General features: G+C 60.5%; 31 protein-coding genes and 1 pseudogene. 5 read left to right on the forward strand and 27 right to left on the reverse strand.

Going from position 1 to position 26,319, the window contains the following annotated elements; all coding sequences use genetic code 11:
• Positions 1 to 90: 90 nt before the first annotated feature.
• The 12 genes from AC0L25_RS05300 to AC0L25_RS05355 all read right to left on the reverse strand — a co-directional run bounded on the left by AC0L25_RS05300 (position 91) and on the right by AC0L25_RS05355 (position 8,839).
• A complete protein-coding gene (locus AC0L25_RS05300) occupies positions 91 to 270 on the reverse strand; it encodes a hypothetical protein (RefSeq protein WP_473594513.1) in 180 nt (59 codons plus the stop codon).
• Between the two features lie 397 nt (positions 271 to 667).
• A complete protein-coding gene (sctT, locus tag AC0L25_RS05305; protein ID WP_473594514.1) occupies positions 668 to 1,480 on the reverse strand; it encodes a type III secretion system export apparatus subunit SctT in 813 nt (270 codons plus the stop codon).
• 9 nt (positions 1,481 to 1,489) lie between these two features.
• Entirely contained in the window at positions 1,490 to 1,759 is a 270-nt protein-coding gene (locus AC0L25_RS05310) for a flagellar biosynthetic protein FliQ (RefSeq protein WP_473594515.1), read from the reverse strand.
• 93 nt (positions 1,760 to 1,852) lie between these two features.
• Positions 1,853 to 2,509 (reverse strand): type III secretion system export apparatus subunit SctR, encoded by a 657-nt coding sequence (gene sctR, locus AC0L25_RS05315; RefSeq protein ID WP_473594516.1) that lies wholly within the window; start codon positions 2,507 to 2,509, stop codon positions 1,853 to 1,855.
• On the reverse strand, positions 2,502 to 3,581 hold the full coding sequence (gene sctQ / locus AC0L25_RS05320) for a type III secretion system cytoplasmic ring protein SctQ (RefSeq protein WP_473594548.1): 1,080 nt from the start codon (positions 3,579 to 3,581) through the stop codon (positions 2,502 to 2,504). Before sctQ ends, sctR begins: the two co-directional genes overlap by 8 nt.
• Before the next feature lie 19 nt (positions 3,582 to 3,600).
• Entirely contained in the window at positions 3,601 to 4,095 is a 495-nt protein-coding gene (locus AC0L25_RS05325) for a hypothetical protein (protein WP_473594517.1), read from the reverse strand.
• A complete protein-coding gene (locus tag AC0L25_RS05330; RefSeq protein WP_473594518.1) occupies positions 4,082 to 5,443 on the reverse strand; it encodes a FliI/YscN family ATPase in 1,362 nt (453 codons plus the stop codon). Before AC0L25_RS05330 ends, AC0L25_RS05325 begins: the two co-directional genes overlap by 14 nt.
• Entirely contained in the window at positions 5,440 to 6,060 is a 621-nt protein-coding gene (gene sctL / locus AC0L25_RS05335) for a type III secretion system stator protein SctL (RefSeq protein WP_473594519.1), read from the reverse strand. Before sctL ends, AC0L25_RS05330 begins: the two co-directional genes overlap by 4 nt.
• 7 nt (positions 6,061 to 6,067) lie before the next feature.
• A complete protein-coding gene (locus tag AC0L25_RS05340) occupies positions 6,068 to 6,694 on the reverse strand; it encodes a hypothetical protein (protein ID WP_473594520.1) in 627 nt (208 codons plus the stop codon).
• Positions 6,691 to 7,482, reverse strand: a complete 792-nt coding sequence (gene sctJ / locus AC0L25_RS05345) for a type III secretion system inner membrane ring lipoprotein SctJ (RefSeq protein WP_473594549.1) — start codon at positions 7,480 to 7,482, stop codon at positions 6,691 to 6,693. The genes AC0L25_RS05340 and sctJ overlap by 4 nt, the downstream gene beginning before the upstream one ends.
• Positions 7,483 to 7,528: 46 nt before the next feature.
• Positions 7,529 to 8,188, reverse strand: coding sequence for a hypothetical protein (locus tag AC0L25_RS05350; RefSeq protein WP_473594521.1), 660 nt, complete (start codon positions 8,186 to 8,188; stop codon positions 7,529 to 7,531).
• A 15-nt stretch (positions 8,189 to 8,203) separates the two neighbouring features.
• The gene (locus AC0L25_RS05355; RefSeq protein ID WP_473594522.1) at positions 8,204 to 8,839 is read right to left on the reverse strand and encodes a type III secretion protein; all 636 of its coding nucleotides are present in this window, start codon (positions 8,837 to 8,839) and stop codon (positions 8,204 to 8,206) included.
• 478 nt (positions 8,840 to 9,317) lie between these two features.
• Here AC0L25_RS05355 and AC0L25_RS05360 point away from each other — a divergent pair, with 478 nt between their 5' ends.
• The gene (locus AC0L25_RS05360) at positions 9,318 to 9,602 is read left to right on the forward strand and encodes a glutathione S-transferase family protein (protein WP_473594523.1); all 285 of its coding nucleotides are present in this window, start codon (positions 9,318 to 9,320) and stop codon (positions 9,600 to 9,602) included.
• A gap of 609 nt (positions 9,603 to 10,211) precedes the next feature.
• Here the strand turns inward: AC0L25_RS05360 and ccoS are convergent.
• The 12 genes from ccoS to AC0L25_RS05420 all read right to left on the reverse strand — a co-directional run bounded on the left by ccoS (position 10,212) and on the right by AC0L25_RS05420 (position 20,990).
• Entirely contained in the window at positions 10,212 to 10,358 is a 147-nt protein-coding gene (ccoS, locus tag AC0L25_RS05365) for a cbb3-type cytochrome oxidase assembly protein CcoS (protein WP_473594524.1), read from the reverse strand.
• Positions 10,355 to 12,652, reverse strand: a complete 2,298-nt coding sequence (locus AC0L25_RS05370; RefSeq protein WP_473594550.1) for a cation-translocating P-type ATPase — start codon at positions 12,650 to 12,652, stop codon at positions 10,355 to 10,357. The genes ccoS and AC0L25_RS05370 overlap by 4 nt, the downstream gene beginning before the upstream one ends.
• Entirely contained in the window at positions 12,649 to 13,467 is an 819-nt protein-coding gene (locus AC0L25_RS05375) for a DUF2189 domain-containing protein (RefSeq protein WP_473594525.1), read from the reverse strand. The genes AC0L25_RS05370 and AC0L25_RS05375 overlap by 4 nt, the downstream gene beginning before the upstream one ends.
• Before the next feature lie 258 nt (positions 13,468 to 13,725).
• Positions 13,726 to 14,607 carry a cytochrome-c oxidase, cbb3-type subunit III gene (gene ccoP, locus AC0L25_RS05380; protein WP_473594526.1) on the reverse strand — a complete coding sequence of 294 codons (882 nt, stop codon included), beginning with the start codon at positions 14,605 to 14,607 and terminating at the stop codon, positions 13,726 to 13,728.
• Complete coding sequence (locus tag AC0L25_RS05385) at positions 14,598 to 14,768, reverse strand: cbb3-type cytochrome c oxidase subunit 3 (RefSeq protein ID WP_473594527.1); 171 nt, start codon at positions 14,766 to 14,768, stop codon at positions 14,598 to 14,600. The genes ccoP and AC0L25_RS05385 overlap by 10 nt, the downstream gene beginning before the upstream one ends.
• The gene (gene ccoO, locus AC0L25_RS05390; protein ID WP_473594528.1) at positions 14,765 to 15,505 is read right to left on the reverse strand and encodes a cytochrome-c oxidase, cbb3-type subunit II; all 741 of its coding nucleotides are present in this window, start codon (positions 15,503 to 15,505) and stop codon (positions 14,765 to 14,767) included. The genes AC0L25_RS05385 and ccoO overlap by 4 nt, the downstream gene beginning before the upstream one ends.
• A 5-nt stretch (positions 15,506 to 15,510) precedes the next feature.
• A complete protein-coding gene (gene ccoN / locus AC0L25_RS05395; protein ID WP_473594529.1) occupies positions 15,511 to 17,166 on the reverse strand; it encodes a cytochrome-c oxidase, cbb3-type subunit I in 1,656 nt (551 codons plus the stop codon).
• Positions 17,167 to 17,305: 139 nt separating this feature from the next.
• Positions 17,306 to 17,740 carry a group III truncated hemoglobin gene (locus AC0L25_RS05400; RefSeq protein WP_473594530.1) on the reverse strand — a complete coding sequence of 145 codons (435 nt, stop codon included), beginning with the start codon at positions 17,738 to 17,740 and terminating at the stop codon, positions 17,306 to 17,308.
• A 60-nt stretch (positions 17,741 to 17,800) separates the two neighbouring features.
• The gene (locus AC0L25_RS05405) at positions 17,801 to 18,670 is read right to left on the reverse strand and encodes a formylglycine-generating enzyme family protein (RefSeq protein WP_473594531.1); all 870 of its coding nucleotides are present in this window, start codon (positions 18,668 to 18,670) and stop codon (positions 17,801 to 17,803) included.
• Between the two features lie 78 nt (positions 18,671 to 18,748).
• Complete coding sequence (gene nirK, locus AC0L25_RS05410) at positions 18,749 to 19,849, reverse strand: copper-containing nitrite reductase (protein ID WP_473594532.1); 1,101 nt, start codon at positions 19,847 to 19,849, stop codon at positions 18,749 to 18,751.
• A gap of 101 nt (positions 19,850 to 19,950) precedes the next feature.
• Complete coding sequence (locus AC0L25_RS05415) at positions 19,951 to 20,463, reverse strand: NnrS family protein (protein WP_473594533.1); 513 nt, start codon at positions 20,461 to 20,463, stop codon at positions 19,951 to 19,953.
• An 86-nt stretch (positions 20,464 to 20,549) separates the two neighbouring features.
• The gene (locus AC0L25_RS05420) at positions 20,550 to 20,990 is read right to left on the reverse strand and encodes a pseudoazurin (protein ID WP_473594534.1); all 441 of its coding nucleotides are present in this window, start codon (positions 20,988 to 20,990) and stop codon (positions 20,550 to 20,552) included.
• 353 nt (positions 20,991 to 21,343) lie between these two features.
• On the opposite strand from AC0L25_RS05420, the gene AC0L25_RS05425 reads away from it, so the two are divergent.
• The 4 genes from AC0L25_RS05425 to AC0L25_RS05440 all read left to right on the forward strand — a co-directional run bounded on the left by AC0L25_RS05425 (position 21,344) and on the right by AC0L25_RS05440 (position 24,674).
• Positions 21,344 to 22,864: a PAS domain-containing sensor histidine kinase gene (locus AC0L25_RS05425; RefSeq protein WP_473594535.1), complete on the forward strand. Its 1,521-nt coding sequence runs from the start codon at positions 21,344 to 21,346 to the stop codon at positions 22,862 to 22,864.
• Positions 22,851 to 23,471, forward strand: coding sequence for a response regulator FixJ (gene fixJ / locus AC0L25_RS05430; RefSeq protein ID WP_473594536.1), 621 nt, complete (start codon positions 22,851 to 22,853; stop codon positions 23,469 to 23,471). Before AC0L25_RS05425 ends, fixJ begins: the two co-directional genes overlap by 14 nt.
• 106 nt (positions 23,472 to 23,577) lie before the next feature.
• The gene (locus tag AC0L25_RS05435; protein ID WP_473594537.1) at positions 23,578 to 23,955 is read left to right on the forward strand and encodes a transcriptional regulator; all 378 of its coding nucleotides are present in this window, start codon (positions 23,578 to 23,580) and stop codon (positions 23,953 to 23,955) included.
• Between the two features lie 62 nt (positions 23,956 to 24,017).
• Positions 24,018 to 24,674: a helix-turn-helix domain-containing protein gene (locus AC0L25_RS05440; RefSeq protein WP_473594538.1), complete on the forward strand. Its 657-nt coding sequence runs from the start codon at positions 24,018 to 24,020 to the stop codon at positions 24,672 to 24,674.
• A 108-nt stretch (positions 24,675 to 24,782) separates the two neighbouring features.
• On the opposite strand, the gene AC0L25_RS05445 is transcribed toward AC0L25_RS05440, so the two are convergent.
• The 3 genes and pseudogenes from AC0L25_RS05445 to AC0L25_RS05455 form a co-directional block, all read right to left on the reverse strand.
• On the reverse strand, positions 24,783 to 25,349 hold the full coding sequence (locus AC0L25_RS05445; RefSeq protein ID WP_473594539.1) for a LysE family translocator: 567 nt from the start codon (positions 25,347 to 25,349) through the stop codon (positions 24,783 to 24,785).
• 134 nt (positions 25,350 to 25,483) lie between these two features.
• On the reverse strand, positions 25,484 to 26,134 hold the full coding sequence (locus tag AC0L25_RS05450) for a Crp/Fnr family transcriptional regulator (RefSeq protein WP_473594540.1): 651 nt from the start codon (positions 26,132 to 26,134) through the stop codon (positions 25,484 to 25,486).
• 54 nt (positions 26,135 to 26,188) lie between these two features.
• Positions 26,189 to 26,319, reverse strand: a pseudogene (locus tag AC0L25_RS05455) (IS630 family transposase); the annotation flags it as partial.

Raw genomic sequence — 26,319 nt, forward strand, 5'->3', positions numbered from 1 at the left:
GCTTCAAGCGCTGCTTGGCGAAAAGCTGTACTCGGCCTGAAAACAGCGCCGCCGGTTCTTCACTCGGCGGCGCTGAATATTCCGAACACTCTATCGACCGGACTGCCCCAGAGCCTGCGCGGTCGTCTGATGGACCGCCTGGGTTGCCTGGATTTTCGCCACTTCGAGCTGATCCTGAAACATCAACTCCGACCACTGCTGATATTCGTCGATAGTTCCCGAATTAGGTGATGTGGTAGTGGAGGTAGTGCTGGGGACACTGTCAGACATAAGTTTCTCCTTCGAAGGCTGTCATTCGCGAAGCCGGATCACGAGGATGCGTCACACCTGAGCGATCGGCTCCATCGCAACGCTAAGGAGAAGCAAATCAAAACCGAAATCCATTTGGACCGCCGACATCTAACATCCAGGCGATGACGACTCTCCGATATGAGCCCATAATTGTGACCTGATCGACATGATGGCTCTGGGAGCGCGAAATCTCTAAGAGGCCGGCCCTCATCTTGCCAAGGAGCGCGCACCGTGCTGCCTTTTTTAACACCGCCGCGGCGAGGTGTAGCGGCGCCGTGCTCGGCAGCCGCAGACCCACCCGGCATCTGCCGCGGCGCCAGCGGCTTGGTTCAATCGCCCGGCCAGTGACAGCCCTGTATAGCCGCTGGTGTTATGGTTACTGGGCGAAGGAGCCGATCGCCTCGATTTTTTCCTTGGCCTCGAGCAGAAAGCCCAAATTGCGATTCATGTAGGAGAGCAGGAAAGCCGCATAGAGAACAAGTACCAAGCTGAAAACCAACGTCTTCACAATGAGCGAAAGCGTGAAGATGTTAAGATGCGGCGATGCGCGCGAAATGAACGCAAGGACTAGGTCGGAAAGCAGCAAACTGACGATCAGCGGGAAAACCAGCGTCAGCGCCATCGACAGAGTGCGGGTGAGTAGATCAAGGAAAATCGGCGCGGCTTCCTTGCTGAATACCGGCATAAGATGGTCGACCGGCCATAGGCCGTAGCTGTCATAAAGGATGTCCAAGGTCAGTTCGAGGCCCCCGGCCGCGAGATAGAGCGTAATCATGATGATACCGAGCAAGGTGCCAGTGGCGCTCGTCTCGTGTGTCATCATCGGATCGATCAACGTTCCCATGGTCGAGCCGCGTTGCAGGTCAAGGATATCGCCAGCAGCTTCCGCGGCCCAGAAAGGAACCCCCATGGCCAGCCCGAGGGTTGCTCCGACCACGAATTCTTTCAGCATGTAGGCAACGATCATCGTTGCGGCGAGTTCGGTCTGGGTGAGGATGTCGACAATCCTCGGAATGATCGGGACGGCAAAGGCCAGCGCCACGCCGTTTCGCAGGATGCCGGTCAGCGGAACCCGCGAAAACAGCGGCATCAGCATCATCAGCCCGATCAGCCGGGCGGTCGCAAATGCGCCCGCGAGGACGTAGATCTGGGTATCCTTGATCGCTGCGAAAAGAGGATCGACCGGCATCCGGGTGTCTCAGCGAGTAACGACCGGGAATTCGTCGAACGCCGTTGAAGCTTGTTCGGCGATCTGCTGGCCGACCAATGGCCCAAACAGCAGCAGCACCAGCAGGATGACGACCAGTTTGATGGTCTGCGGCATCGACTGGTCCTGGATCTGCGTCAGTGCCTGCGCGAGCCCGACGACAAGCCCGACCACTAGCGCTGCGACGATCGCCGGCGCCGAGGCGAAGAGAACGGTCAAGAGCGCGCTCTGGACCTTGGCGAGCACGAAGTCGTTGGTCATGCGGCGAGCTCCTAGGCCTTCTTGTCGAAAAGTGTGTAGGATTTCCGCAGAGACCCGATGCGAACAGACAGGTAGAGCAGGGCTTCCGCGCCTCTACGGCACATAGCTCAGGATCAGACCGTGCATCAGGCGCGACCAGCCGTCGATGGCGACAAACAGGAACAGCTTCAGCGGGATGGAAATGAGAACCGGCGACACCATGATCATGCCGAGCGTCATCAAAATGTTCGCAACAACCACATCGACGATCAGAAACGGCAGGTAGAGCAGGAAACCGATCTCGAAAGCGCGGGTGAGTTCGGACGCCACAAACGCCGGAACGAGAATGGCGAGATCGTCGTCCCGAACATTCTGGCGGGCCTGTTCCGGCCACAGCCTGCTGGTTCCGTTCAGGAAGAATTGACGCTCCTCCAAAGGCGTGAACCGCAAGAGATGCTGCTTGAGCGGCTGGCTGACCAGTTGTGCAGCCCTTGAGATGTCGTCGGTGGTCTGGAACTGCACGTGCCCCTCTTCCAGCCGGCCGGCCATATCGCTGAGCAGCGGCGTGGTGACGTAGACCGTCAGGACAAGCGCAATGCCGTAGAGCACCAGATTGGGCGGCATTTGCTGCACGCCGAGCGCATTGCGGATGAGAAACAGCACAACTGAGATCTTCAGAAATCCCGTCATTGTCACCACGACGAGGGGCAGCAGGCCTACAAAGCCGACAGCGACAAGGATGCCGAGGAGGTTGGGAGAATTCTCAAGCATTGTCGAACATACGGAGCACCCGCACGCCCAGACTCGCTCCTATCCGGACAATTTCGCCGCGGCCGACGCGCTTGCCGTTGGCGATCACGTCGACGGTCTCTTTCGCCACTTCGGGCAACGGGACGATCGCGCCTGGCGCGAGCTGTTTGAGCTCACCCAGAGACAGAGCCGTGCGGCCGAGTTCGAACACCAGTGTTACGGGCAGACCCTCCAGATCGGAATCATCTAGGGGCTCAGCGGCGCCGGGTTTGTTCGGTTGGTTCATGGTCCACTCCCATTTTGACCGGGTGACGGGGCGCGGCCCCGCCGTCAGGCAGGCCCCTTCGCTTACGAATTCGATGGGGGCGACAAATCGGCCGCCGATCACCAGCAATGCAGTTGCAGCCTCTTGTTCGATATCGTCGAGGAGCACGACATCGCCAGGCCGCAGGGTTCGAACATCCCCGACCTTAACTTTTACCGCACCGCACCACAGACGGATTGGTATCGGCAAATCGGGCGGCGTAGCCGGCATACTTTTGTTGCCCCCCTTGAGAAGACGCCCAAGCTGCGTTGCGCAGCCCATATCTGTCAGGCGAAGGGTACAAATGATGTCGTCTTGCTTTCCTTGGAGACTGAAGACGAATGAAGCAGTGTTCGGCATCAGGTTCCGGTCTTCGATCGCGGTGACCGCGACCGGATATCCAAGCTTGCCCTCCAGCCAGCCGAGTTCGTCGTCGAAGAGCAATTCCAGCAGAAGAGCCGCGTGCTCCGGCTTGAGGCGGGCGAGTTCCACGTTACGATCTGTCTGGACCAGCCAGCGCTCGATAAGCTCGCGCGGCATCTCGAGTTCGCCGTCCGCGCCGCCCACAGTGAAAGCGACCACGCACCGCGGATATTTCACCCCGGTTTGTCCAGGCCCCAGCGTGGCAAGCGCCATGGCTTGGCCGGCAATGACGATTTCTACTGGCGAACTGCAACGGTAAAAACTGTTCAGCGCTTCTACGTCTTCGGGCGCGACCGTTTCCAGCACAAGCGGCTCGATAACCGCCTTGCCGTTTGTCTTCCTGGGTGACGCCAAGGCTTGGTGCATCACGAGTTCTTTTCTGGGGTCATAGGCTAGCGAGCGTGCCGGGGCGCGCGGGGCCGCGGTCGTCCTCGTCGCAAAGCTCCGCGAGCGCCATTCGCCGGCGCGCCGTACGCCTCGTCAGTTGCCCCAGCAACTCGTCCAATTTCGCGACCGCCTTGAGCCGGATCCTGTGGGTGTCGCGCGCGCCTGAGAGCTCCGCCTTGTGTTTCTGCTCGGCAGCACTGGCGGTCCTTTCATTCTCGCGCAGCCGTGCCGCTTCTCCGGCTGCCTTTTCGAACTGTCTCTGGATGGAACGGAGCTTGGCCGCGGTCACCGATTGGCCGACCAGCAATCCAAACGCCGAGCGTTCCTCCTCCACGGTCTGTTGGAAATGCGTCGCAACCGCACTGGATGCTTCCTGGGTGACCGCTTCCACCTGCTTTGCCGCCTTCTCTCGCCGCATCACCGTTTCCTTGGCGCGCTGTTCGCGCAACCGCCTGAGGTCGCGCAGGCGCACGACCATGTCATGGTCCTTCATCGACGATCTCCTGCATGCGTTTTTCGGTTTCCTCCATCGTCTCATGCGTTGCCGATGGTTGGCGAAGAAAGGCGTTGATCTTGTCGATCTTGGCGGCGGCCTCGTCAGCGACCGCGTCGCTGCCGCGCTCGTATTCTCCGATCCGCAGCAGCAATTCGACATCGGCGTAGCGGGCGAGCAACTCGCGGATGCGGCCGGCATGGGCCCGGTGCCGCGGAGAGACAACCGTGTCCATCAAACGGCTACGGCTACGCAGCACATCGATGGCGGGGAAATGATTGCGCTGCGCAAGTTCATTCGACAGGAATACGTGGCCGTCGAGCAGCGCCTGGATCTCCTCGGCGACTGGATCCAAGGTGCCGTCGCCTTCCACGAGTACGCTGTAAATCCCAGTGATCGAGCCGAGGCGGCCGGGGCCTGATCGCTCAAGCAACCTCGGTAGCGTGGCAAACAGCGAGGACGGAAAGCCGCGGCGTGTTGGGGGCTCTCCCGACGCGAGGCCGATCTCCCGCTGTGCGCGGGCGAACCGAGTGATGTTATCCATGGCCAAAAGGACGTGCTTGCCCTGGTCGCGAAAATATTCGGCGATCGTTGTGGCGACATAAGCGACCTTCACCCGCTCGATCGCCGGCCTGTCTGATGTCGCGACCACAACCACAGCACGCGGTTGCCCTTGCGGTCCAAACTGGCGTTCAACGAACTCACGCACCTCGCGGCCGCGTTCGCCAACCAGCGCAACCACAGCGACGTCAGCGTCGGTGCCGCTGACAATGTCAGAGAGCAGGATCGACTTGCCGACCCCGGGCTCGCCGAATATGCCGATGCGTTGGCCGCGGGCGCAGGTGAGAAGCCCGTCAACCGCGCGCACGCCCAGTTGGATCGGTTCCGAAATCAGCGTGCGGGACAGCGGAGACGGCGGGTAGGCGTTGACCGGGTACTTGCCGGTGATCTCTCCCGGCTGCAATGGCCTGCCGTCCAGCGGCTCGCCGAACGCGCTGATGACACGCCCAAGCAATCCGGGGCCGACTGGCACCTGCAGGTCTTTCCCGGTCGGAACCACTTCGGTGAGGCTCGACAGTCCGGCGAGGTCGCCGAGCGGGACGAGAACGGCCGACTCGTCCATCAACCCAACCACTTCGGCCTTTGCCCGGTGGCCGGTCTTGGGGTCGATTAATTCGCAGATCTCGCCAATCCTGACTTCGTCGACGGTTGCATGGATGAGGAAGCCGGTCACCTGGCGCACCCGCCCCTTCCTCGGCCTGACCGCGTTGTCGCGCAGTTCCTCGCGAAGATTGGGGATGATCGTGGCAAGCTTGCCGTCGATAAGTTTTGCAGCCGACCCTGTCACGGCTGCGCACTATTCTTGGCCGCGACCGCCGCCGCGATGGCGCTGAGTTGGGCGTCGATGCTGGCATCCACCACCGCGATGTCGGTGGACATGATGCAGGCGCCCGCCGCCAGCGTGTTGTCGGCCTCAATCTCGATCGTCAGCCCGAGGTTGGCCTCTCTCAAAATCGCTCTCAGTTCGTCGCGGAGGGTGTTTATCGCATCGGGATGCACCGAAACCTTTAGGTATTTGGCCCGCCGCAGCTCGGCGATTGCCTGTCGGGCGGCCTTGGCCACCAAGACGTTCACATCGAATTCGCCGAGGGTCCTTCTCACCACATCCAGAGCGAGTTCCATCACCTGCGCTTCGAGACCACGCAGGTAGCGATCAACCTTGATGGCTGCTTCGCTGACTATGCGTGCTGCCTCGGCATCACCTTCAGCTTTGCCGTCCTCGTAGCCTTGCGCGTATTCGCCGGCGTAAGCACGCCGCGCGGATTCCCGCAACTTTTCCGCCTCGCGCCGTGCGGCTTCGAGAAATCCACAGCCGTCCTGCCAGGCCCGCGCTTCAGCGGCGCGCAGGATGCGGCCGGTAGGCCGGAGCGGCAGATCGTCGGTCGTTATGGCCTGTCTTGTCATCGTGCCCTCAACTTGCTGCCCGGCGAACGATTCCGGGGCCGACTTCGGCAAACAGCGGTGCCGGTATTGCGTCGATCATATCGTCGGGCGGCAATTTGAGACGCACGCGCATCCCAATTGCGGCGGGTACCGCGTGACACCATGCGCCTAGGCACCGCCGGCCGTCGGCATCAACGCGTTCGCGAATGCCTTCGACAGAACCGAGCGATTGTGCGGGACCGGCGAGGTTCCGGTTGGCCACGGCAAAGGCGATCAGTTCCACGCCAAGCGCCTCTTGCAAAGCCGCTGCCTTCTGGCCGAGGATGATGCCAGCAAAGACGCCCGCCCAATGGATGGCACCGGCGCGAAGGGCAATTTCGTCCAGGCCTTCGGCGGGTAGCAGCGCGATTGTCCGGTCGACGTCATCGGCTTGCGCGGCCGGCGTTGATACTGCAAGCCGGTGGTGCTCGATAAGCAGCTTGGATAACCGGGTTTGAAGGCGTTCAGTTCTAAGCAGGCGTTCGCATGCCGCACCGCTGATGGCATCGTCGAAGCACGCGGCCAGCCGCTGGGGCTCGGCATACCTCGAGGGGTCCTCCAAGAACGCCTGCCATTCGGACGCCAAGGCTAGACCCGCGTTGGGATGCAGCGTCATGACTTCTTCACGGGCACGGATGTATCGAGAGCATAGACGTTGCGAGGCCGAAACCGTTGCAGGTATGCCAGCCGGCCGGCGAGCACGAGCACGGCAGCGATCAATCCACAGACTAGCCCCATCGCAGGGGTGAGGCTATCTGGATGCAGCCGCAGTCCGAGGAAAGAGGTGAAGCCGGCTTCGCTGGTGTCTGCCGGCGCGGTTATCTCGACAGGGATGAGGATGACCGAGACGTTGTCATACTTCAGGCCCGCGATGCCATTGGCGACCAGCATCTTCACCTGCGGTATCAGGTCGTTCATTGGAACCGACGCGCGGTGCCGAATGAACACAGACGCCGACGACGGCACCAGCCGCTGCCGCAGAGGATCGTTCTCCGGCAATACAAGGTGCACACGCGCCGAAAGCACGCCGTCGATATCCGAGATCGTCTGCGACAATTCCTGGCTCAACCCGTAGATCATCGTCGCACGTTCTTCGACCGGCGAGGAAACCAGTCCATCCCGCTTGAACACTTGGCCGAGCGTCGCGAATTCCTGCTTGGGCAAACCGCTCTCGTCGAGGATCGCCATTGCATCGGCGAAACGACCCTTCTGCACGGAAACCGTCATGGTTCCGTCCTTACCGGGCTGGCGCTGTGCCGGGATACCATGACGCATCAGGGTGGCGAGGATTTCGTTAGCCTGGCGCTGATTAAGGTCGGTGTATAGTTCAACCGAACACGCCTGAAGGACTAGCATGCTCGAGGCGGCAAACGCCGCCCGGTACCGTGTCGCGCACCGGGACATCGCCGTTGACCGCTGCGGTACGATTGCTCGGCTCACGTCAGCTCCGTCACTGTTGCCTAATCAACGCGTTTGTGGAGGACGTCGCTGCAGTTACGCTGCTGACCGCGAGAGACGCGCTAAACAGCGCCAGCAGTGTCGACTTAAGCTCCTCGATTGTCTGATCCATTTCGTCGAAAGGCGCCGCGTCTGCACCGTTTCCGCCGGATGTTTTTGTCGCCGCTTGGTCCGACGGCGTTTCAGGTGCGGCGCCTGAAGGTTGCGGCGCGTCAGCGTTGGATGTCGAGGGCACCGCAACTTCACCAAAAGTCGCTTCGGCGTGTTCCAATATGCCTTGCAGTGAATGGATCGCCGCCTTCACCAGCGCTGATGGATCGGCAAGGTTCCCAGCACCGCTTTTCTCGATTTCGGCAAGATAGTCGAAGAGCTGGCGTTCGGTAATCGGCTGCGCCGGTCTCATTGTGGCGGACGATTGAGAGTTGGCGAAATCGGTCACTAGCGCATTCTGCGCAACCTGCCGCCGATCCACCGACATTGTCAGATCATCGCGACCCGACATTTCCGCTTTCGCCACGGAGTGTATTTCCTGCGTGGCACCCAACATCCCTGGCTGCGCGATCGCGCTCTGGGCGATTTGATGTTGCGTCGCCATATCAATGGCGAGGTTCGAAAGCGCGACATCCATATTGCCTACGGCCGCGATTTGCATGATGAGCTTGCCCTTCTACTGCCGTCCAGTGGGTGGAAAGGTCTGTGCCTCAGCGCTCCGGCCGCGGAAAACGCGGACGGCAATGAGGCTGGTCTTGTCCTGCGCGACGGGGGGAGTGGACGGAACAAGCGCCTTCCTGACCAAGGCGAGATAGGATGGTGGACCGGATGCCGAGACCATATCGTCCTTTTTGGAAATCTTGATTGGATAGCGGGCATCGCTGACACCGAGCGTTGCCAGCCGTTCGCTAACACTTGATGCCGTATTGGCGTCGAGCTTGAAAATTTCGGTTTGGACTTCAGCTTCGGCAGCTACGTTGATCACGGAGCCGTCATAGTGCCAGACCAGCCCGTAACGGTTACAAACCCAATCAAGAAATTCGCGAGCCGTCCCAACGGGCATGCCGGCGCTCAGGCGCCCTTTGACCTCTTTACTGACCCTCACCGGAACTCCGATGTTTTTCCCAAACTCGCTCAGGGCCTCGTCCACTGCCTGATCGACTGTGATGTATTTGTGCATTCCAGCAGGCCAGTCGGGTTCGGCCGCTATCGCAGGTGTCCCAAACATGCTCATTGAAAATCCGATCGCGAGGCAAACCCCAATCTCCATAGCCGTCTTGGCAGCGTCAGAGTGCCCGTTTTTCCCAACCATCAGTGTCCCGCCAAGAGATCGAGAGGAGCCTCTAAACCTCAATCTGAATATGAGTTGAGGTTATCTAGCGCGCCGCCTCCGAAACTGAAAATCCAACTGGACCGGCTACGACATGTGGCCAAAGCGTGCACGCGTTTGGCAAAAAGATCTGGTTGCGAGGCAACCTTCGTGCCAACTTGATGTTGGAGGAGGCAGCCTTGATCGGTGTTCTTTTGCGGCACGATCGCCCACTATCGCCGCGAGCTGAGGCATGGCTACTCTGCGCGAGATGCGGCTTGCTCGGCCAATGATCTTGCCTTTTTTTGCGCAACGTGCTCGCTGCTTGCTGCCTCGAATTGTCGAGAAAGCTTAGACACGGGAGCAATTCTTCAATATGTGGCCGAGCGAGTGCCCTCCCCCTGCCTGATTCCACCGCTAGGCGATCCGCCCGAACTGCCTTCGCTGGCTGTTTTTTGTCTGCTCCTGCTTAAAGCCCGCGATGGGCGAAAAGTTCAATGGCTGGACGCCAAACCCGTACTACAACGACTGGGGCGACTTTGAGCGGGTGCGCGAGGTCATCGCTGCGGGATTGAGAACGGGTCCCTGGCTGCTCGGCGACACCTTTACCGTGGCCGACATCTATCTTGCATCCGATTTGCGGATCGCACGCGCGGGCGAATTGATTGCCACGACTGAGGAACCTTTCGTCGGCTATCTCAAGCGCATCGAGAATAGGCCCTCGTTTCAGAGAGCGAGTGGTATCGATGCGGACGTGACGTTGTGACGGCGGATCGCCCGTTCCTCTGACATTGATCCAACATCCGATCCTTCTGCGGCAAAACCAGCAAGCTCGAAGGGGATTGCACCATAGGGACAAATCGCACGCGGGCGTAAAGGGCTTGCTGAGGTCCAACCGCTCGCCACACTTGATGACCGTTTTCCGGCGATCTGAAGTCGCAACGGGCAAGCTTACGCCCGTCAAACATTTCCCACGCTTGCAACACAAGAACGCCCTGGTGGGCCTGCCGGACGAAACGGTAACTCATTGGTGCGGCCGCTGTCCCACGGTGCGCTATCGGCTCGCCGCATCCCTGGTCGGCTTGCAACCAAGCTGGAGGGGCGCCTCAAGCTCCTAAACAGCCTGCCCGGGGCCAACAAGCCCGTTCTTGCCGAGCTGATGGGCAAGGCAGAAGGGAAGCTTCAAACGCAGATCGACGCCGTACGCCGGAGTGAGCGGGAAGATCGAACAATGAGTCCTGCGACACAGGTTGGGGTGTTTGCAATATTACCGTCCCCTGCACGCGCGGGTCGACAACGTATTGAGGTGAAGTGCGTCGTCGAGCACTGCCTTCGCGGCCCGCGCAATCGGTGCATTGACCAGATTGAGCCATGTTCACTCGCACTCCTCGTCCATCAGGATTCGCTCGGCTGCCCCATCAAGATCGTCGTACTGTCCCGACTGTAATGTCCACATGAAGGCCGCAAGTCCCGAGAGGCCCAGGAGGATTGCAATTGGCACCAGGAAGGCCAGATAACTCATGTGGTCGCCTCCACGCCAGAGAGGTTGGGGTGCGTGAATACGGTTTGCCCGTCGCGTGAGTGCGCAGGAGTCCTGAAATGGCTCAGGCGCATGGCGTTGGCCACCACTAGGATGGACGACAGCGACATGGCGGCAGCGGCGACAAGAGGGGTCACATAGCCGGACACTGCGATCGGTATCGCGATGACATTGTAGCCGATGGCCAAGGCAAAGTTCTGACGTATCAGTGTTCCGGCATTCCGCGAGATTTCCAGTGCATCGGTGACAGCGGAAAGGTTCTCGTGCAGGAACACAAAATCAGCGGCGTTCCGACCGATGTCGGCCGCTGTCGCGGGAGCCATGGACAAATGCGCGACCGCAAACGCGGGAGCGTCATTCAAACCGTCGCCCACCATCAGCACCTTGCTTTCGGATGCTGCCAGCGCGGCGATCCGATCTACCTTATCCGATGGAAGCATCTCCGACAGAAAACTGTCGATGCCGAGACGAGAGGCCAAGTCGCGGACGACAGGTTTGCGGTCGCCGGACAGGATCGTCACGGCGATGCCTTCGCCTTGCAAGCGACGGACCGCAGACCTCGCCCCTTGGCGCATACGATCTTCGAACACGAAACGAGCTATTACTGCTCCATCCCGGACCAGGAGGGATACCGAAAACGCGCTATCTTCGTGGATCGGGGCTTCGCCGCCAAGCGCCCAGTTGGGCCGACCAAGTCGGTAAATGCTGCCTTCCGATTTCGCCTCGAGCCCGCAGCCGGGATGTTCAGAAACGATCGTCAGGTCAGAAGCCCCATCCAGGCTTTCGGGATTTGCTGCGAATACTGCCTGGGACATTGGATGCCGAGAGCCGAATGCCATCTTCGCCGCGATTGCGAAGGCGGAGGCGTCGATCTGGTGTCCGTTTACGAGTTGCGGTTTACCGACGGTGAGGGTCCCGGTCTTGTCGAACACAACGGTGTCGATTTCCTCCAGCCGTTCAAGTGCGGTGCCGTCCTTCAGCATTATGCCTTTTTCGAACAAACGACGCGCGGCCATAACCTGCACGATCGGGACCGCGAGGCCGAGCGCGCAAGGACAGGTAATGATCAGCACGGCGATGGCGATCGTGACGGAGCCATGCCAGTCCGCCGTGGCAATTATCCAGCCGACGAACGAGAGAAACGCGATCAGGTGCACAACCGGTGAATAGAGTGCCGAGGCGCGGTCGGCCATCCGACGGTAGCGCGCCCGTCCGCCTTCGGCTGCCTCCATCATCCGGACCATTTCTGCAAGGAATGAGTCCTCGGCCCGCGTGGTTGTGACGATCGTCAGCGGCCCTGTGAGGTTCATCAGACCTGCGTGGACCACCGTGCCGGCTTTGGCATATTTGGGCGCGGCCTCCCCCGAAACCAGGGAACAATCGAGGTCGGATTCTCCTTCAGTGACAATCCCGTCGATGGGGATTCGGTCGCCGGGGGGGATGATTATCGACGTTCCAGGTTTGATCTCGGCGATTGGAATGTAGCGTCTGCCTTCGGCATTCAGGACAGTCGCGCCGCGAGGCGCGAGTTTTGCCAGTCCGGCAATGGCCGACCGCGCTTTTTCCCGCATCACATAGTCGAGCGTTCGGCCGATCAGCAGGAAGAACAGCAGTGATGTCGCCGCGTCAAAATAAGCGTGCGGTCCGTCATAGAGCGTGTCGTAGAGGCTGAGCCCGAAGGCCATCAGCACACCGATGGATATCGGCACATCCATGTTTGTGCGACCATGACGCAGTGCCGACCATGCCGATGAGAAGAAGACGCTACCTGAGTACAGGATCGCAGGCAGGGCCAGTGCGGCCGAAATCCAATGGAATGCCTGCCGCGTACCGCCATCGGCGCCCGACCAGACCGACACCGACAGCAGCATGATGTTCATCGCGCAGAATCCGGCGACGGCAAGCGCTCGAACGAGACGCGAATATTCCGGGTCGCGCTGATCCGATTCAGTCGCGAACAGGTGACAATCGTAGCCGGCGGCTTGCAAGGTACGGATCAGGTCTGGCGGCGCGGCCTCCGCCGCGCGCCACTTCACCGCGACGCGTTTCATCGAGAGGTTGACGCGGGCGAATTCAACATCGGGCAAAGTCATGAGGGCTTTCTCGACCGCAGCGATGCAGGACGCGCAGTGGACACCCGGGACCGACAGATCGGTTTGACGCAGGCCGTCGCCAAGGTCGCGGCTTGCCAGCACCATTTCGTTCAAGGGATTTGACGACGGCACGCTCTCGCTGATCAGCAGCGCAGCCTCCGCTCCCGGGGCACAGCAACTCATTGCCGAGCACCCCGCTGGATTTCCTGCGGAACGGCTATCGCCTTGTAGGCGTGCCATGTCGCGTGTCCGAGCAAGGGAAACACCACGATCAATCCGATCATTCCCGTCGCAAGACCGAGCGCGGTCAACAGCAGCACGATCGCGCCCCATGCAATCATGACGGGCCGATTGTTCCAAACGAGCGAGATGCTGGTGCCCATCGCCGTGAAGGCGTCGGTCCGCTCGTCGAGAAGCATCGGGATGGAAAATGCGCTGATGGCGAAGGAGAATGCTGCGAACAGTCCGCCGACGGCTGTGCCCGCGCCAAGCATGGCCCATCCAATTCCGGTCGTGAACAGCATCGGCGCAAGATTGTCGATACCGGGAAACGGCCGCAGTCCGAAGAACAGCGCGTAAATGATGACGGCGGCGCGCATCCACAGGAGCGCAAGACCTAGCAAGATGACGCCGATGAAGAGGATCTGCGCGCCGGAGGCGGGCCTGACAAGTATCATGCGCACAAGCGTCACGGAGTTGCCACGCTCAAGGGCCCGGCTTTTTTCGTAGAGGCCGATGGCGACGACCGGGCCGACCACCATGAAGGCCGCGATTGCGGGAAACAGGATGTAGTCGAGGCCGAGGAAGAAAAGTCCGGCGACGATCGCAAGCGACACCGCGAAAACCACTAGCCCATAGGCGATGCTGGACGCGGCATCCGTCACAAGATCATGCCATCCGGCGTTGAGCCATTCCAAGGCAGCGCCGACCGGAAGACCGCGATTGCGCGATCCGACGGGAATGAAACCTTCCCCGCAGGCTAGATCGAGGTCGCTCATTCTGATGATCCTTCCTCCGGCTTCGGTTTGGTCTTGTGCACCTGGCGCCTCAGCATGACGACTTCGCGGCTCGGTAGACGGTCATGGCGGCGGAACCGGTTTCTCTTGCGTGTGGCACGCAGTCCGGCTGCGACGTCACGGACACGTAGACGAGGTGACCATTGGCAGCGGCGAGTCCTGAAATGCCGACCGCAATGAGGATCAACGCCGCGATGCTTGCACGCGACCGCCGCCGCGGGGTCGTTGTGATAGGAGCCGTCATTTCCGAGCCTCCGACAATGAGAGCACGTAGAGGGCGAGGACTTTTCGTTCCGTCGCCGAGAGGCGCTGCTCCCAGTGCGGCATATGTCCCTGCCGTCCCGCGTAAATCGTCGTCTGAATCGACTGCACATCGCCGCCGTAGATCCAGTTCGCGTCGGTCAGGTCCGGCGCGCCGAGATCGCGATTGCCCTTCGCGTCGTCGCCATGACAGGCGACGCAATTAGCAGCAAATACCTCCCGGCCGGCCGCCGTGCTTTCGGGCGGGGCCTGCACGCCGGCCGACAGGCCCCCCAGCGAACGGACATAGGCGACGGCGTCCGTGATCTGCTTCCTGTCGAGGATTCCGTCGCGGCCGAAGGCTAGCATCTGCGAGACACGCGTTTCCTCGTTTGCCGAGTTGATTCCGACACGTAGTGTTTCGGCAATCGTTTCGGGATCGCCGCCCCAGAGCCATGCCTTGGCCGTGAGATTGGGAAATCCTGGTCCGCCCTGAGCGGTTGTTCCGTGGCAAGCCGCGCAGTTGTCTCCGAAAAGTGTGCGGCCGTTTTCCTGCACGATCGTCATCGCAGCAGGATCCGACTGTATGGCGGCGAAATCCATTTCGTCGATCTTGCGTGTCCATTCCGACCGCTCGGCAGCCGCTTCTTGAATCTGCCGTTCCACACTTGTTTTCTGGTTGATCCTCAAAAGGCCCTTCGTGTAGGTCGTGCCTAAGGGCCAGGCGGGCATGAGGATCCAATAAACGACAGCGAAAAGCATTGTCGCCACAAGGAAGAAGATCACGACGCGCGGAACCGGTGTGTAAAGTTCCTTGATGCCGTTCCACTCATGACCCGTCGTCACCTGCCCCGTGACGGGATCGCGTTCGCCTATTTCCATGGCTTGTCGTCCTCGTCGAGAATACTGTCTTTGGCTCTTTCGAACCGCTTCCTGTTCGACGGCCAGAACGTGTAGATCAGGACGCCGAGCGCCAGGGCGATCAGGTAGAACAAGCCCCAGCTCTTGGCGAAACCGACCAGGGTTTCGTGCTCGAAGTTCATTGTGCCGCCTCCGTCTCCGCTGAGGCCTGCTTTTGCGCCGCGTCGGTGAGACGGCCCAGGACCTGGAGATAAGCCACGAGCGCATCCATCTCGGTGGTCGTGGCTGGATCGCCGTCGAACGACCTGACCTGGGTTGCCTCTCCGTAGCGCTCGGAAACGCCGGCCGCGAAGTCGCTGTCCGGAGTAGCCTGACCCAAAGCGTCGTGGGTTGCGTTGGCGATCATCTCCTCCGTGTAGGGAACGCCAACCCGGCGCATCGCAGTCAGATGCTCACCGAGATCGTCCATGCGCAGCGAATTCCGCCGTAGCCAGCCATATTTCGGCATCACGGATTCGGGCACAACATTGCGAGGATTGTCGAGATGCGCGACATGCCAGGCGTCGGAATACTTGCCGCCCATGCGGGCGAGATCCGGCCCCGTCCGTTTCGACCCCCACAACATCGGGTGGTCGTACTTGGATTCAACGGCAAGCGAGTACGGGCCATAGCGTTCGACCTCGTCCCGGAGCGTACGGATCATCTGACTGTGGCAGGCGTAGCAGCCCTCGCGGATGTAGATGTTGCGGCCGGCGAGTTCGAGCGGCGTATAGACCCGCATGTCCGGCGCGCTCTCGACGGTATCGTCAATCGTGAACAGCGGTGCGATCTCGACGAAACCACCGATGCTGGCGACGACGACGATGGCGAGCACGAAGCCGATCGCGCTGCGTTCAATCTTGCGATGGAATTCTGTCATATCTCTCACTCTGCCGGTTGGGCCGCGACTGGCACGAGCCTGCGCTCTGGCGCGTCTTCGGCCGATTTCGGCGCGGCTGCGGAATGACCGCGGATTGTCATCCAGACATTGTAGGAACCCGTGATGGCCCCCAGCAGGAACAGCAGCCCACCGAATGCCCGGGCGACGTAGTAGGGATGCATTGCGACCATGGATTCGATAAAGGAATAGGTCAGCGTTCCGCTTTCGTTGTAGGTCCGCCACATCAGCCCCTGGATGATGCCCGAATTCCACATCGCGAAGACGTAGATCACGGTGCCGGACAGCGCCAACCAGAAATGGACCTCGATCAGTCTTGCCGAATACATTCGCTCACGCTTCCACAGCCAAGGCACCACGGCGTAGATCGAGCCGAAGGTGATCAACGCGACCCAACCAAGCGCTCCCGCGTGAACATGGCCGACGGTCCAGTCGGTGTAATGCGACAGCGAATTGACGGGACGGATCGCCATGAACGACCCTTCGAATGTTGTCAGCCCGTAGAACACCGCCGCCGCCATCATGAATCGCAGCGTCGCGTCGTCGCGCACCTTGTGCCAGGCGCCGTTGAGCGTCGCCAGCGCGTTGCCGGCCGATGCCCAGGACGGCACCAGCAGAACCACCGAGAATGTCATGCCCAGCGTCTGCACCCAATCAGGAAGTGCGGTGTAGTGCAGGTGATGGGAGCCCGCCCACATGTACATGAAGGTGATGCCCCAGAAGCTGATGATCGATAGCCGATAAGAAAAGATCGGCCGGCCGGCGCGCTTCGGCAGGTAGTAGTACATCATGCCGAGGAAGCCGGCCGTCAGGAAGAACGCGACCGCATTGTGGCCATACCACCACTGAACCATCGCATCTTGGACGCCGGAAAACGCCGAGTAGCTCTTCGCGTGACCGAAGGAAACGGGCACGGCAAGGTTGTTCACGATATGCAGGATCGCCACGACCAGGATGAAGGCCATATAGTACCAGTTGGCGACGTAGATGTGCGGTTCCTTCCGCCGCGCCAGCGTGCGGATGTAGATGGCGAAATACGTCACCCAGACGATGACCAGCCAAATATCGGCGTACCATTCCGGTTCGGCGTATTCCTTCGACTGGGTCACGCCCATGAAATAGCCCGCGGCGGCGATTACGCAAAAAAGGTTGTAGCCGATGAGCACGAACCAGGGGCTGAACTGGTCGGGCAGTCGGGCACGCGACGTGCGCTGGAGAACATGGAAAGAGGTGGCGATCAGCGCGTTGCCGCCGAAGCCGAAAATCACGGCGCTGGTATGGGCGGGCCGCAGGCGGCCGAAACTGGCCCAGGCCGCGTCGAAAGTCAGGTCCGGCCAGGCAAGCAGGCTGGCGACCCAGACGCCCAGAAACATGCCGACAACGGCCCAAGCCATGGCCAGCACGATGCCGACCTTGCTGGGATCGTCGTAGTAGTGGTCAAGCCGCTCGGAAGAGGGTTCCGGTGCGTAGAAGGCGGAAAGCATCACGAATATCAACCCGACGCTGGCTACCAGCACAATGAAGCCGTGCACGCCGAGCGGGTCGCCGCGGCCTGCGACCGCCATTGCCAACCCAGCGAACGCCAAGAGCAGGAGGACGATAACTGAAAGCTGGCGTTCGCCGGATGTGAGTTGCGCAACCATGTTCCGTCCACCTTCAGACACTCAGGGCAAAAGCATTCCCTCCGTGTGTCACGATCGCGCCGATGTCGATTTGATCTGGCGCAAATGCGAGCGGATATCTCCCGCGATCGTTGCAGCCGCACTCGCGACTGACGCCCGGTCAGGAGGCCGGGCGCGGCGGAAGGCGGAAGAACATGGCGAGTTTCAGACTCTTGGCGATGCGTTCAGCCCGGTCGAGAAACACAGCCGCAGTTTCCGGTGCTAAGAGTTCCGTGGCTGTCTCACCGAAGATGCCGAGCCAGATGTCGAAGTCTGCCTCGGACACGCCCTTGAGCTTGAGATGGGCAGGGACGGGTCGTCCCTGGTAGTCGCCCGATTTCAGGATTACCGAACACCAGAAGTCCGTCATCTTTTCGAGGTGCGGCTCCCAGTCCCCGGAAATCTCTCGCGCGAAAATCGGCCCCAGCCGCTCGTTTGCGCGCAGCCGCGTGTAAAATTCTCGTACCAGCACGCCGATGCAATCCCGATCGACGCCAGCACTCGTCAGAGGCTGCTCCGCAACGGGGCGTGCTTTATCAATAGGGTCGAAATTCATACTGGATCCTGCAATCGGACGTGTAATGGCAGTTGCGATGGTAGTCGACCGACGAGGAAATCACCGCCAGGCATCTCCGAAATAGCGAAGGACTGCCACGATAAGAGTCGGCCGGTCCCGGACAAGCCGGAAGCCCAAATTGTCGGGCGGAGTTCCGACGGCGCAACCGCCGCTTTTGCCGTCTCTGATGAAATCCGACATGTAGGTTCGGTGGAAGCCCTCGACAACATGCACTCCGCAGTTCTCGACCGCGGTTTCGATGGCCTTCCCGCCATAGTCTAACGTCGCATGGACGTAGCAGGTCGATGTCCATTCCCAGATGTTGCCCGCCAGATCGGCCACGCCATTCGAGTTCGTGCCGAATGCACCCCGTAGCCTCGGGGCGGGGTCCGGCTTGCGTTCCATGGCTGATTCCGTCCGATACAGCGCGAGCCAGCGCAATGCAGGATTATGAGGGTCGCTTTGACCTCCTTCGATATCTGCGGCAAACCGTTCGCCGGCGGCAAACGCCCATTCCCTGTCGGTCGGGAGCCGCCATCTGTCGCCCGTCGCGTCCGAGTACCACTCCGCGTAGGCTTCGGCATCCAAACGGCTCACCCCGGTGACCGGAACGTTCCCGCGGCCGATGCTATCCGCTGGCTGGCAGGCCCTTACTTCGACACAGCGTTGGTACTCCGTCGCACTCACCTGGTATTTCATGATCTCGAGCGGGCTCTTGATCGTCGCAAGGATTCGTGGCGCCGCGACGGGATGACCGTCCTTTAAAAACTCGCCAGGCAGGGAATGCGTGAAAGAGCCAGGTGCGACGGTTGCCGTCTCGGCAATAGGCACAGTTTCGTCGACCGTGATTGCAAAGCTGCCGGCAACGCCAGTTGCGCCGATGGCAAGGACGACAGCAGCAGCGAGCGCGGTAGACTGAGTGAGCGGCATTCCCTTGCTCTTTCCGAATGGAAACGCGACCGGGCGGGTTCTCCACAAGATCGCGTCCGTTTCACAATTTTGAGCCCGTCACTGGCTCGGTATGGGACCAGGGGCGGCGACCTGCGTCATCAAATCGTCGTTCCATTCCCCTTCGACCGTGAAATGCGCGGTCGCTCCGAGTTCCACGGCCTCGATCAAATTGTGGTTGACGTAGGCGTAGATGCCAGGCTGCCGGAAAGTGTAGAGCGCTGCGCCGGCTGATCCGCCGCGGATGAACCAGGTCTCGAGATCCTTGGCCGGCGGGTTCGCGAACTTGCCCTCTTCCCAGACATAGTCGCCGTGTCCGCCGATCAGGTGCGGTCGCGTATCGCGGTTAGCTTGCGAATGGACGATCAGGACCGCCTCACCGACCTTGGCTTTCAAGGCGTTCTCGCCCGTGAGGGAGCCAACCTTGCCGTTGAACACGACGTGGGTTGGAATTAGTCCGCGCATGGCCTTCATCGTCTCGTCGTAGCTTTCGCCCAGCGATTCGTACTTCTTGTAGGTGCCGGTCTCGTCACGCGGAATGTAGAACTCGTTCTCGCCGACGTAATAGATCCGGTCGTAACGAACTGGTTCACCCTTGTCGTTCTTCAGTCCGTCGCGCGGCAGCACCATCAAAGTTCCGCTCATCCCCGACACCACGTGCCACGGGATCATGCCCTCCGGCGCGCAATGGTAGACGAAGGTTCCCGTTCTCGTGGCCTTGAAGCGCAGCGTGACCTGCTCGCCGGGGCTGACATGCGTCAGCGCGCCACCGCCGAGGGCGCCTGTCGCCGCGTGAAAGTCTATGTTGTGCGGCATCTCGTTCGTCTCGGGATTGACCAGCGTCAACTCGAGATAGTCGCCCTCGTGGACCACCATCATCGGGCCAGGAATCGAGCCGTTGAACATGCCCCTCAGCGTCGTGCCCTCGCCATCGATGACAATCGGCTTTTCCTCTATTGTCATCGTGAATTCGACGACTTTCGGGCCGCTCGTGACGACCTGCTCGTGCTCATGAACGAATGGAGGAGCAACCAGCGAAACGCTCTGGCGCGGCAAAGCGCTTATATCCGTCGACTGCGCCATTGCTGGGAATGCGAATATTGCCGCAGAAGCGGCCGCGGCAAATACTGTTCCGAGAAGGGTTTGGCGCCTCGTAATCATGTCGATCTCCTTATCCATCGCCTTGTTGATGCATAAGAAGCTACATGCCTCCAAGAATCCCGTCTTTGCGCTGGCGCAAACCTTTTTCGATCGCGTAAGCCCTAACGGGCTTTGGGTCCAACCAGCGCTAATCCGTAAATAGCGGCAAACCCAAGGAAGGCGGTGGCCCACATGATGCCCGCGACGATGATCATCATCTCGGCATTCGGCGTCAAGGCTCCAAGGATCCGCAGCGAGCCTGCGAGCAGGATCGCCTCGAACAGGAACACCGTGCCGCCTCCGGCTTTCAACTGGCGTCCGGTATGCCCGAGCGTCGCCCGCGTCATCACGGCCATCGTCATCGATCCGATCGCACCGCCGCCGAGCGCGCGGATACCGGCGACCTGCGGCATGGCGTTGGGGAGGATGGCGACCATCGGATCCTTGACGGCCCGGTCGCCGGCCCAGCGCGTGAGCCGCGCCATCTGAGAGCAGGCGGCAAACGCAAGCAGGACTGCGGATACGGGCTTGTCCGGCAGAACCGTCCACGAGCCGAGCGCGCCAGCCGAAATCGTTCGACGTGTGGCCCAGTGAAGGATCGCAGTCTCGGAATTCCCAGTTGTCCTCCCAGGCAAGACGGCCGGATGGACTCCCCGCCTTGGTCCATCCGGCCCGCGCCATCCGGCATGCTAGCCGGAGGCAACTCTGTGTGGGAAGCTGCTCAGTTCGATGCGACGACCTGGCTGAACAGATCGGCGAATGCCGTTTTTGCCTTGCCGGTCTGCTTGACCGCTTTTGCGGCCGCCTCATTAACGGGCTGACCAACGACTATCAGCGCCACCATGCCCATGCCGTAGTGGGGCGCGCATTTGACGCCGTAGACGCCTTCCTGGGCCAGGGTAACGGTGACTTCCGCGTTCATCTTGCCTTTGAACGCCTCGGCGCCGTCCGGCAGCATCCCCTTGATGATCTCGGCGTTGTGGGACTTGTCGGTCGGCACGAACTTCACGGTGTCGCCGGGAGCGGCGTGGACGTAGGCTGGCTGGAAGACCATTGCACCCTTCTCGCCCTTGTTGAGCATCTGGACCACATGTTCTTCGGCATTCGCGCCGCCAGCCAGCGCGAAGAGGGCCACGGCGGCGGAAATCAGCGGGAATTTCATCGGGGACTATCCTTTCGTTGTTCGCGCGGCATCAACCGGCTGACCGCGATGTACCCGAGACGACAGCGTTGCAATTTGCGCGAGCGCAAACTCGCGAATGAATATTTTGTAAGCCGGGTCCAGCGGCTCCGTCAGGGCTCAGACCGCCAGGTTTGTTTCGGCGAGCCTCTGCAAGCCCTGGTGTCACTCTAGAGGTGAGCTCGTCTCAGGTATCAATGGTGCTGGAGCCCGCCGCTGATGGAGACTCGCGCGGGTTTGCTTGACGGGTAAAAGCAAACTAAGCGACGATCACTGTTCCTGTTTCGTTGGAACACAGTCTGTCAGTTCTCGCTTATCGATCGGCAACCCACCTCATGCCCACCCCCAACTTGATAGGAATCAACGGACGCATTGCTCAGGCAATTCTCTCTCATCGATTCGACGGGGCTAACGGCTACATCCTGGCGACGGTCACGGTTGCGGCGGCGCTTTTAGTGCGATCCTCCCTGCAGGGGCTGCTCGATGACAGGGCGACATTCGCCTTATTCGCTCCCGCGATACTCGTCGCCTCGGTCGCAAGCGGCATCAAGCCTGGATTGTTGGCTGTCGCGCTTTCCCTGGCCGCGGCCTGTTGGCTGGACGGGTCGCGGTTAGGGCAGTCCAACGACGTCGCCGAACTGGTGATCTTTACCGTGGTCGGCCTCACGATCGCGTGGATCGGTGACATGCTTCATCATGCCGGGCGTGCGATCGACGCGGCCGAGAGCGCGCTTGGCGCACGCGAGGCTCATCTACGATCCATCCTTGATACGGTGCTCGACGCAACCGTAGTGATCGAGAAAGACGGCACGATCGTTTCGTTCAATGCAGCGGCGGTCCGCCAGTTCGGCTATGCGGAACCGGAGGTCATAGGACAGAACGTACGCCTGCTGATGCCGGAACCGTACCGTCACGAGCACGATGGATACATACACAGATATCTGACAACGGGGGAAAAGCGCATCATTGGCGTCGACCGGGTCGTTGTCGGGCGACGCAAGGACGGCTCGACGTTTCCGATGAAGCTGGCCGTCGGGGAGATGAGATCCGGAGGCAAGACGTATTTTACCGGATTTATACGTGACCTCACGGAGCGGGAAGAATCTGCGGCCCGCCTGCAGGAAATTCAGGGCGAACTGGCGAGGCTCGCCCGCTTGAACGAACTCGGTGAGATGGCATCGACACTGGCGCATGAGCTCAATCAACCGCTATCGGCCATTGCGAACTACGTGCAGGGATGCGCGCGACTGCTACGTGACATGGACGACAGTGTTGCGACGAAAATGAGAGGAGCGCTGGAAGAGACGGCCAGACAGTCCCTGCGCGCCGGACAGATCATCCGGCATCTTCGCGAATTCGTGACCAAAGGTGAAACGGAAAAGGCTCCCGAAAATATTCGTACCCTGGTCGAAGAGGCCGGAGCCTTGGCGCTCGTCGGCTCACGCGAGCGCGGGATCCGTAGCGTATTCGAATTCGTCCCTGGGGCGGAGATGGTGATGGTGGACCGTATCCAGATCCAGCAGGTCCTTATCAATCTGATGCGCAACGCGATGGAAGCCATGCGCGCGAGCAACAGGCGAGAACTTGTCGTTCGGACGGAGCCCGCAGGGATCGGCGAAATCGCCGTCGTAGTCGAGGACAGTGGTCCAGGCGTCGCCGACGACGTCGCCTCTCAGCTTTTCAAGCCGTTCGTCACTTCCAAGCCCGGCGGAATGGGGGTTGGTCTATCGATTTCAAAGCGCATAGTGGAGGCGCACGGAGGTGAAATTTCGGTCAGCCGCAACGCCGCTGGCGGCGCGACCTTCCGCTTCACACTTCCAGCAATTGAAGAGGAGGACAAAAATGCAGACGGGTGACTACATCGTCCACATTGTTGACGACGAAGAGCCCGTCAGGAAGTCGCTCGCGTTCCTGCTGGGAATGGCTGGGTTCGCGGTTCGCATGCACGACAGCGCGTCCGATTTCCTTACAGCCGCGCCAAACATCCGAAACGGGGTACTCGTGACCGACCTCCGCATGCCGGACATGTCAGGGGTGGATCTGCTGCGCAATCTCTCGTCGCTGAAAGCGACGCTACCAGCGATCGTTATCACCGGCCACGGTGACGTCCCAATGGCGGTCGAGGCCATGAAGGCGGGCGCCATCGACTTCATCGAAAAGCCGTTCGAAGACGTCGTTATCATCGAAGCCATCCAACGCGCTGCCGAGCAGCTTGTGGACAAACCGGCGGAAATCGATGATGTCGCTACTATTCAGTCCAGGCTGGAGCGGCTCAGCGACCGCGAGCGGCAGGTTCTCTCCGGAGTAGTCGCGGGTTTACCGAACAAATCCATAGCCTACGACCTCGACATCAGTCCGCGCACGGTCGAGGTCCACCGCGCCAATGTCATGGCCAAGATGCAGGCAAACAGCCTGCCGCAGCTCGTCCGCATGGCACTGGCCGCTAGTTTCGGCCCCACCTGATTCAATTTGGCCGTTTGACCTGGCGCAATGCGCACGCCGCTGAATTGCCGCTAGCTGAAGTTGCGCCGGCGGGCTGTCCCCGCCGACAGCCTTCAGGAATCCGTCTTTGGTCGCCGCCAACACCATTCTCGTCGTTGCTCCGGACCGCGCTTTGCGGCAATCACTCGAGTTCGCGCTCGAAGTGGAGGGATTCTCGGTCGATTCTCATGCGATGCTGACGCAGGCCGAAGCATCTTCCGCCGCTGCGAAGGCAGTCTGCATGGTCGTCGACGAAAGTGCTCTGGCGATGGACCCGGCTGCGCGGCAATCGCTTGGACGAATGCCGGGGCCTGTAATTCTGCTGGTAGACGGGCTTTCCTCGACTGCGGCCGCCGACGGTTTGACGGTTCTGACCAAGCCGATCATCGGCGACGACCTGATCGACGTAGTGCATGGTCTTGCAGCATGTTTGAGCTCCGACTACGTGGATTCCCTTAGGACATAACCGAATTTCGCGGTCGAGGAATTCGCGCGATTGCTGATTGATCAGAAATGAAGGAATCAGCCATGCACGCTCTCGTCCGCTCCGAAGTCCCTTTCGAAATCGTGTCGGGTGCAACCTCGATCGGTTCGGGTGCCGCGGGCTCAGCAACAACGCGGCCGCTGCCCGTTTCGTTTTTTGCCGCCGGTTCGGAGATTTATGCCCAGGGCGAGAAAGTTAGCAGCCATTATCAGATCGAATTCGGGGCGGTTCGGGTTTACCGGCTCCTCTCTGATGGGCGCCGGCAGATAACGGCATTCCACCTCGCCGGCGAGTCCTTCGGCTTCGAAGCCGACCACACCCATCACTTTTTCGCCGACGCCATAGTCGCGACGGGTTTGCGAACCTTCCGCCCGACCGCGGGCGTTGATATGTCCCGGGAGCTTCTTCAGCTCGCCCTTCGTGGCATGGTCCGCGCACAGGAACACCTGCTCGTGGTCGGCCGCCAGAACGCCGTCGAACGTATTGCAGCATTCTTGGTAGACATGGCTGATCGCCAGGGGGAGTTGGCCCAGATCGAGTTGCCGATGTCCCGGCAGGATATCGGCGACTACCTCGGACTTACAATCGAGACCGTATCGCGTGTCCTCTCCAGGTTGCGCGACAAGGGAATCCTCAAGTTTCATGGTCTTCGCACCCTCGAAATCAGCAAGCCCGAAGCTCTTCGATTCATGTGCGAATAAGGCAAGGGAATGGCATTCCCGCGCGCATCAAAACCCCGCGTAACGAAAGGATTTCCGCGATTGTCTGCGCTAGGCGTTTGGCGCTCGGACCATCTCGACGCGGCTCGACTAGCGCGCGCCTTTCATGAACAACCAGACTGCCAGAACCAAAAGGGTTGCGGCAAAAAAGTTGCCCGCGCCTCGCCGCCATTTGGGGCGCGATAGGTAGGGCTGCACCGCCCCCGCCAGCATCACGATTATGGTATGAACCAGCGTCGCGACGCCCACGTAGGTTGCAATCAGGATCGACAGTTGCGTGACTGCTGTGGTGGAGCCATCGACGAAATCTGGCAGCACCGCAACGAAGAAGAGCCCCGCTTTCGGGTTGAGCACATTCGTAACAAGTCCGCGGCGAAAGTAGACGATCAACGACAGATCGAGCGGTCCGGTTTCGGGCGGCCGTCGCGATTCGATCCAGCTGTCAAAGGCAAGCCAGCACAGATAGAGCGCGCCTGCCCAGCGGACGGTTTCATATGCAAAACGATTATCGAGAATGTACGAGCCGATCCCAAGACCTACAGCGATGCCGAGCAGCCCCAACCCGAGCGCGATTCCCAGGACTGCCGAAAGACCCGCGGCCCGGCCCCTGCTCAGGCCGAGGACCGCGAGATAGCCCATATTCGGCCCCGGCGTCATTTCTATCGCCAGTGAGGTAATTGCAAACGTAAGAAGAGTGGAAACGGATGGGCCCACGGCAGGCAATCCTCAACGTTTCGCCTCGGCATGCCATGTTGGGAGATGGACATAGCCGGTCGATAAACGAAATCGCGCTAGCGCCCCTCGCTGCCCTCGGCGAGCGTCAGCAGGCGACGAGGCTCGACGATGGTGACCTTCTGACGGCCGCTCGCCACGACCCCCTTTTCTTCCCACGTCGTAAGCAGCCGGCTTACCGTGTGAAGGGTCGTGCCGGTCATTTCGGCGATATCCTGGCGCGAGATCGGAAAGTCGATCAGAATGCCGTGGTCAGTCTTCTTGCCATTCTGTTCGGAGAGTCGAAGCAGAGCGTGCGCGACCCGTTGCTCCACCTGCTCCGTCGACATCTCGACGACACGTGTCTGCGCGTCCTGAAGCCTGTCGCCGACCGTCTTGTAGGTATTGACGCCGAAACTCGGGAAGGCTGCTACAAATATCGACCAAAGGGAGCTTGACCAGGAAAGAACAACACAGTCGACGGCGGCTATGGCGCTTGCCGGATAGGTCTTGCGGCCAAGCGCGTGTGCGATCCCCATCAGTTCACCCGGGCTAATATAGCGAACGATCACCTGCTGGCCATCGGGTGTGGTCTTCACAACGCGGACATGTCCGTCGAGCAGCAGGAAGAATGAGTGTGCCTCGGCCTCTTGCTCGAAGATCTCATAATTCTTCGATACCCTAAGCGAACTGGCTTTTTGGATGATGCGATCAAGATCCGCCGGGGCCATGCCCTGAAACGGGGGCAGCCCGGCGATGAGCGAGCGGTCTAGAGCACGTCCTGTTTAATCCGGTTCATATCCTGCGGCTTTGAAGTAATTGGCACATTCGGCTGGGGGGAAGAGGTCGACGACCGCGCCGACCGCGTCCCACAGAGCCTTGATGGTTCTCTCGGCCTTTGCTCGCAGCAGCGCCT

Source organism: Mesorhizobium sp. WSM4813 (assembly GCF_055811555.1).

What these genes read in the sequence shown, in the direction of transcription:
- AC0L25_RS05440 (WP_473594538.1), top strand. Translation starts at nt 24,018, where the DNA reads ATGCACGCTCTCGTCCGCTCCGAAGTCCCTTTCGAAATCGTGTCGGGT.
- AC0L25_RS05355 (WP_473594522.1), bottom strand. Translation starts at nt 8,839, where the DNA reads ATGGTTGGGAAAAACGGGCACTCTGACGCTGCCAAGACGGCTATGGAG.
- ccoP (WP_473594526.1), bottom strand. Translation starts at nt 14,607, where the DNA reads ATGGAAATAGGCGAACGCGATCCCGTCACGGGGCAGGTGACGACGGGT.
- ccoS (WP_473594524.1), bottom strand. Translation starts at nt 10,358, where the DNA reads ATGAGTTATCTGGCCTTCCTGGTGCCAATTGCAATCCTCCTGGGCCTC.
- AC0L25_RS05300 (WP_473594513.1), bottom strand. Translation starts at nt 270, where the DNA reads ATGTCTGACAGTGTCCCCAGCACTACCTCCACTACCACATCACCTAAT.
- AC0L25_RS05420 (WP_473594534.1), bottom strand. Translation starts at nt 20,990, where the DNA reads ATGAAATTCCCGCTGATTTCCGCCGCCGTGGCCCTCTTCGCGCTGGCT.
- sctR (WP_473594516.1), bottom strand. Translation starts at nt 2,509, where the DNA reads ATGCTTGAGAATTCTCCCAACCTCCTCGGCATCCTTGTCGCTGTCGGC.
- sctQ (WP_473594548.1), bottom strand. Translation starts at nt 3,581, where the DNA reads ATGCACCAAGCCTTGGCGTCACCCAGGAAGACAAACGGCAAGGCGGTT.
- AC0L25_RS05350 (WP_473594521.1), bottom strand. Translation starts at nt 8,188, where the DNA reads ATGCAAATCGCGGCCGTAGGCAATATGGATGTCGCGCTTTCGAACCTC.
- AC0L25_RS05450 (WP_473594540.1), bottom strand. Translation starts at nt 26,134, where the DNA reads ATGGCCCCGGCGGATCTTGATCGCATCATCCAAAAAGCCAGTTCGCTT.
- ccoO (WP_473594528.1), bottom strand. Translation starts at nt 15,505, where the DNA reads ATGACAGAATTCCATCGCAAGATTGAACGCAGCGCGATCGGCTTCGTG.
- AC0L25_RS05375 (WP_473594525.1), bottom strand. Translation starts at nt 13,467, where the DNA reads ATGAGCGACCTCGATCTAGCCTGCGGGGAAGGTTTCATTCCCGTCGGA.
- AC0L25_RS05425 (WP_473594535.1), top strand. Translation starts at nt 21,344, where the DNA reads ATGCCCACCCCCAACTTGATAGGAATCAACGGACGCATTGCTCAGGCA.
- sctJ (WP_473594549.1), bottom strand. Translation starts at nt 7,482, where the DNA reads ATGTCCCGGTGCGCGACACGGTACCGGGCGGCGTTTGCCGCCTCGAGC.
- AC0L25_RS05400 (WP_473594530.1), bottom strand. Translation starts at nt 17,740, where the DNA reads ATGAATTTCGACCCTATTGATAAAGCACGCCCCGTTGCGGAGCAGCCT.
- fixJ (WP_473594536.1), top strand. Translation starts at nt 22,851, where the DNA reads ATGCAGACGGGTGACTACATCGTCCACATTGTTGACGACGAAGAGCCC.
- AC0L25_RS05385 (WP_473594527.1), bottom strand. Translation starts at nt 14,768, where the DNA reads ATGAACTTCGAGCACGAAACCCTGGTCGGTTTCGCCAAGAGCTGGGGC.
- AC0L25_RS05310 (WP_473594515.1), bottom strand. Translation starts at nt 1,759, where the DNA reads ATGACCAACGACTTCGTGCTCGCCAAGGTCCAGAGCGCGCTCTTGACC.
- AC0L25_RS05370 (WP_473594550.1), bottom strand. Translation starts at nt 12,652, where the DNA reads ATGAGTTGCTGTGCCCCGGGAGCGGAGGCTGCGCTGCTGATCAGCGAG.
- AC0L25_RS05340 (WP_473594520.1), bottom strand. Translation starts at nt 6,694, where the DNA reads ATGACGCTGCATCCCAACGCGGGTCTAGCCTTGGCGTCCGAATGGCAG.
- ccoN (WP_473594529.1), bottom strand. Translation starts at nt 17,166, where the DNA reads ATGGTTGCGCAACTCACATCCGGCGAACGCCAGCTTTCAGTTATCGTC.
- AC0L25_RS05360 (WP_473594523.1), top strand. Translation starts at nt 9,318, where the DNA reads ATGGGCGAAAAGTTCAATGGCTGGACGCCAAACCCGTACTACAACGAC.
- nirK (WP_473594532.1), bottom strand. Translation starts at nt 19,849, where the DNA reads ATGATTACGAGGCGCCAAACCCTTCTCGGAACAGTATTTGCCGCGGCC.
- AC0L25_RS05445 (WP_473594539.1), bottom strand. Translation starts at nt 25,349, where the DNA reads ATGACGCCGGGGCCGAATATGGGCTATCTCGCGGTCCTCGGCCTGAGC.
- AC0L25_RS05405 (WP_473594531.1), bottom strand. Translation starts at nt 18,670, where the DNA reads ATGCCGCTCACTCAGTCTACCGCGCTCGCTGCTGCTGTCGTCCTTGCC.
- AC0L25_RS05325 (WP_473594517.1), bottom strand. Translation starts at nt 4,095, where the DNA reads ATGAAGGACCATGACATGGTCGTGCGCCTGCGCGACCTCAGGCGGTTG.
- sctT (WP_473594514.1), bottom strand. Translation starts at nt 1,480, where the DNA reads ATGCCGGTCGATCCTCTTTTCGCAGCGATCAAGGATACCCAGATCTAC.
- sctL (WP_473594519.1), bottom strand. Translation starts at nt 6,060, where the DNA reads ATGACAAGACAGGCCATAACGACCGACGATCTGCCGCTCCGGCCTACC.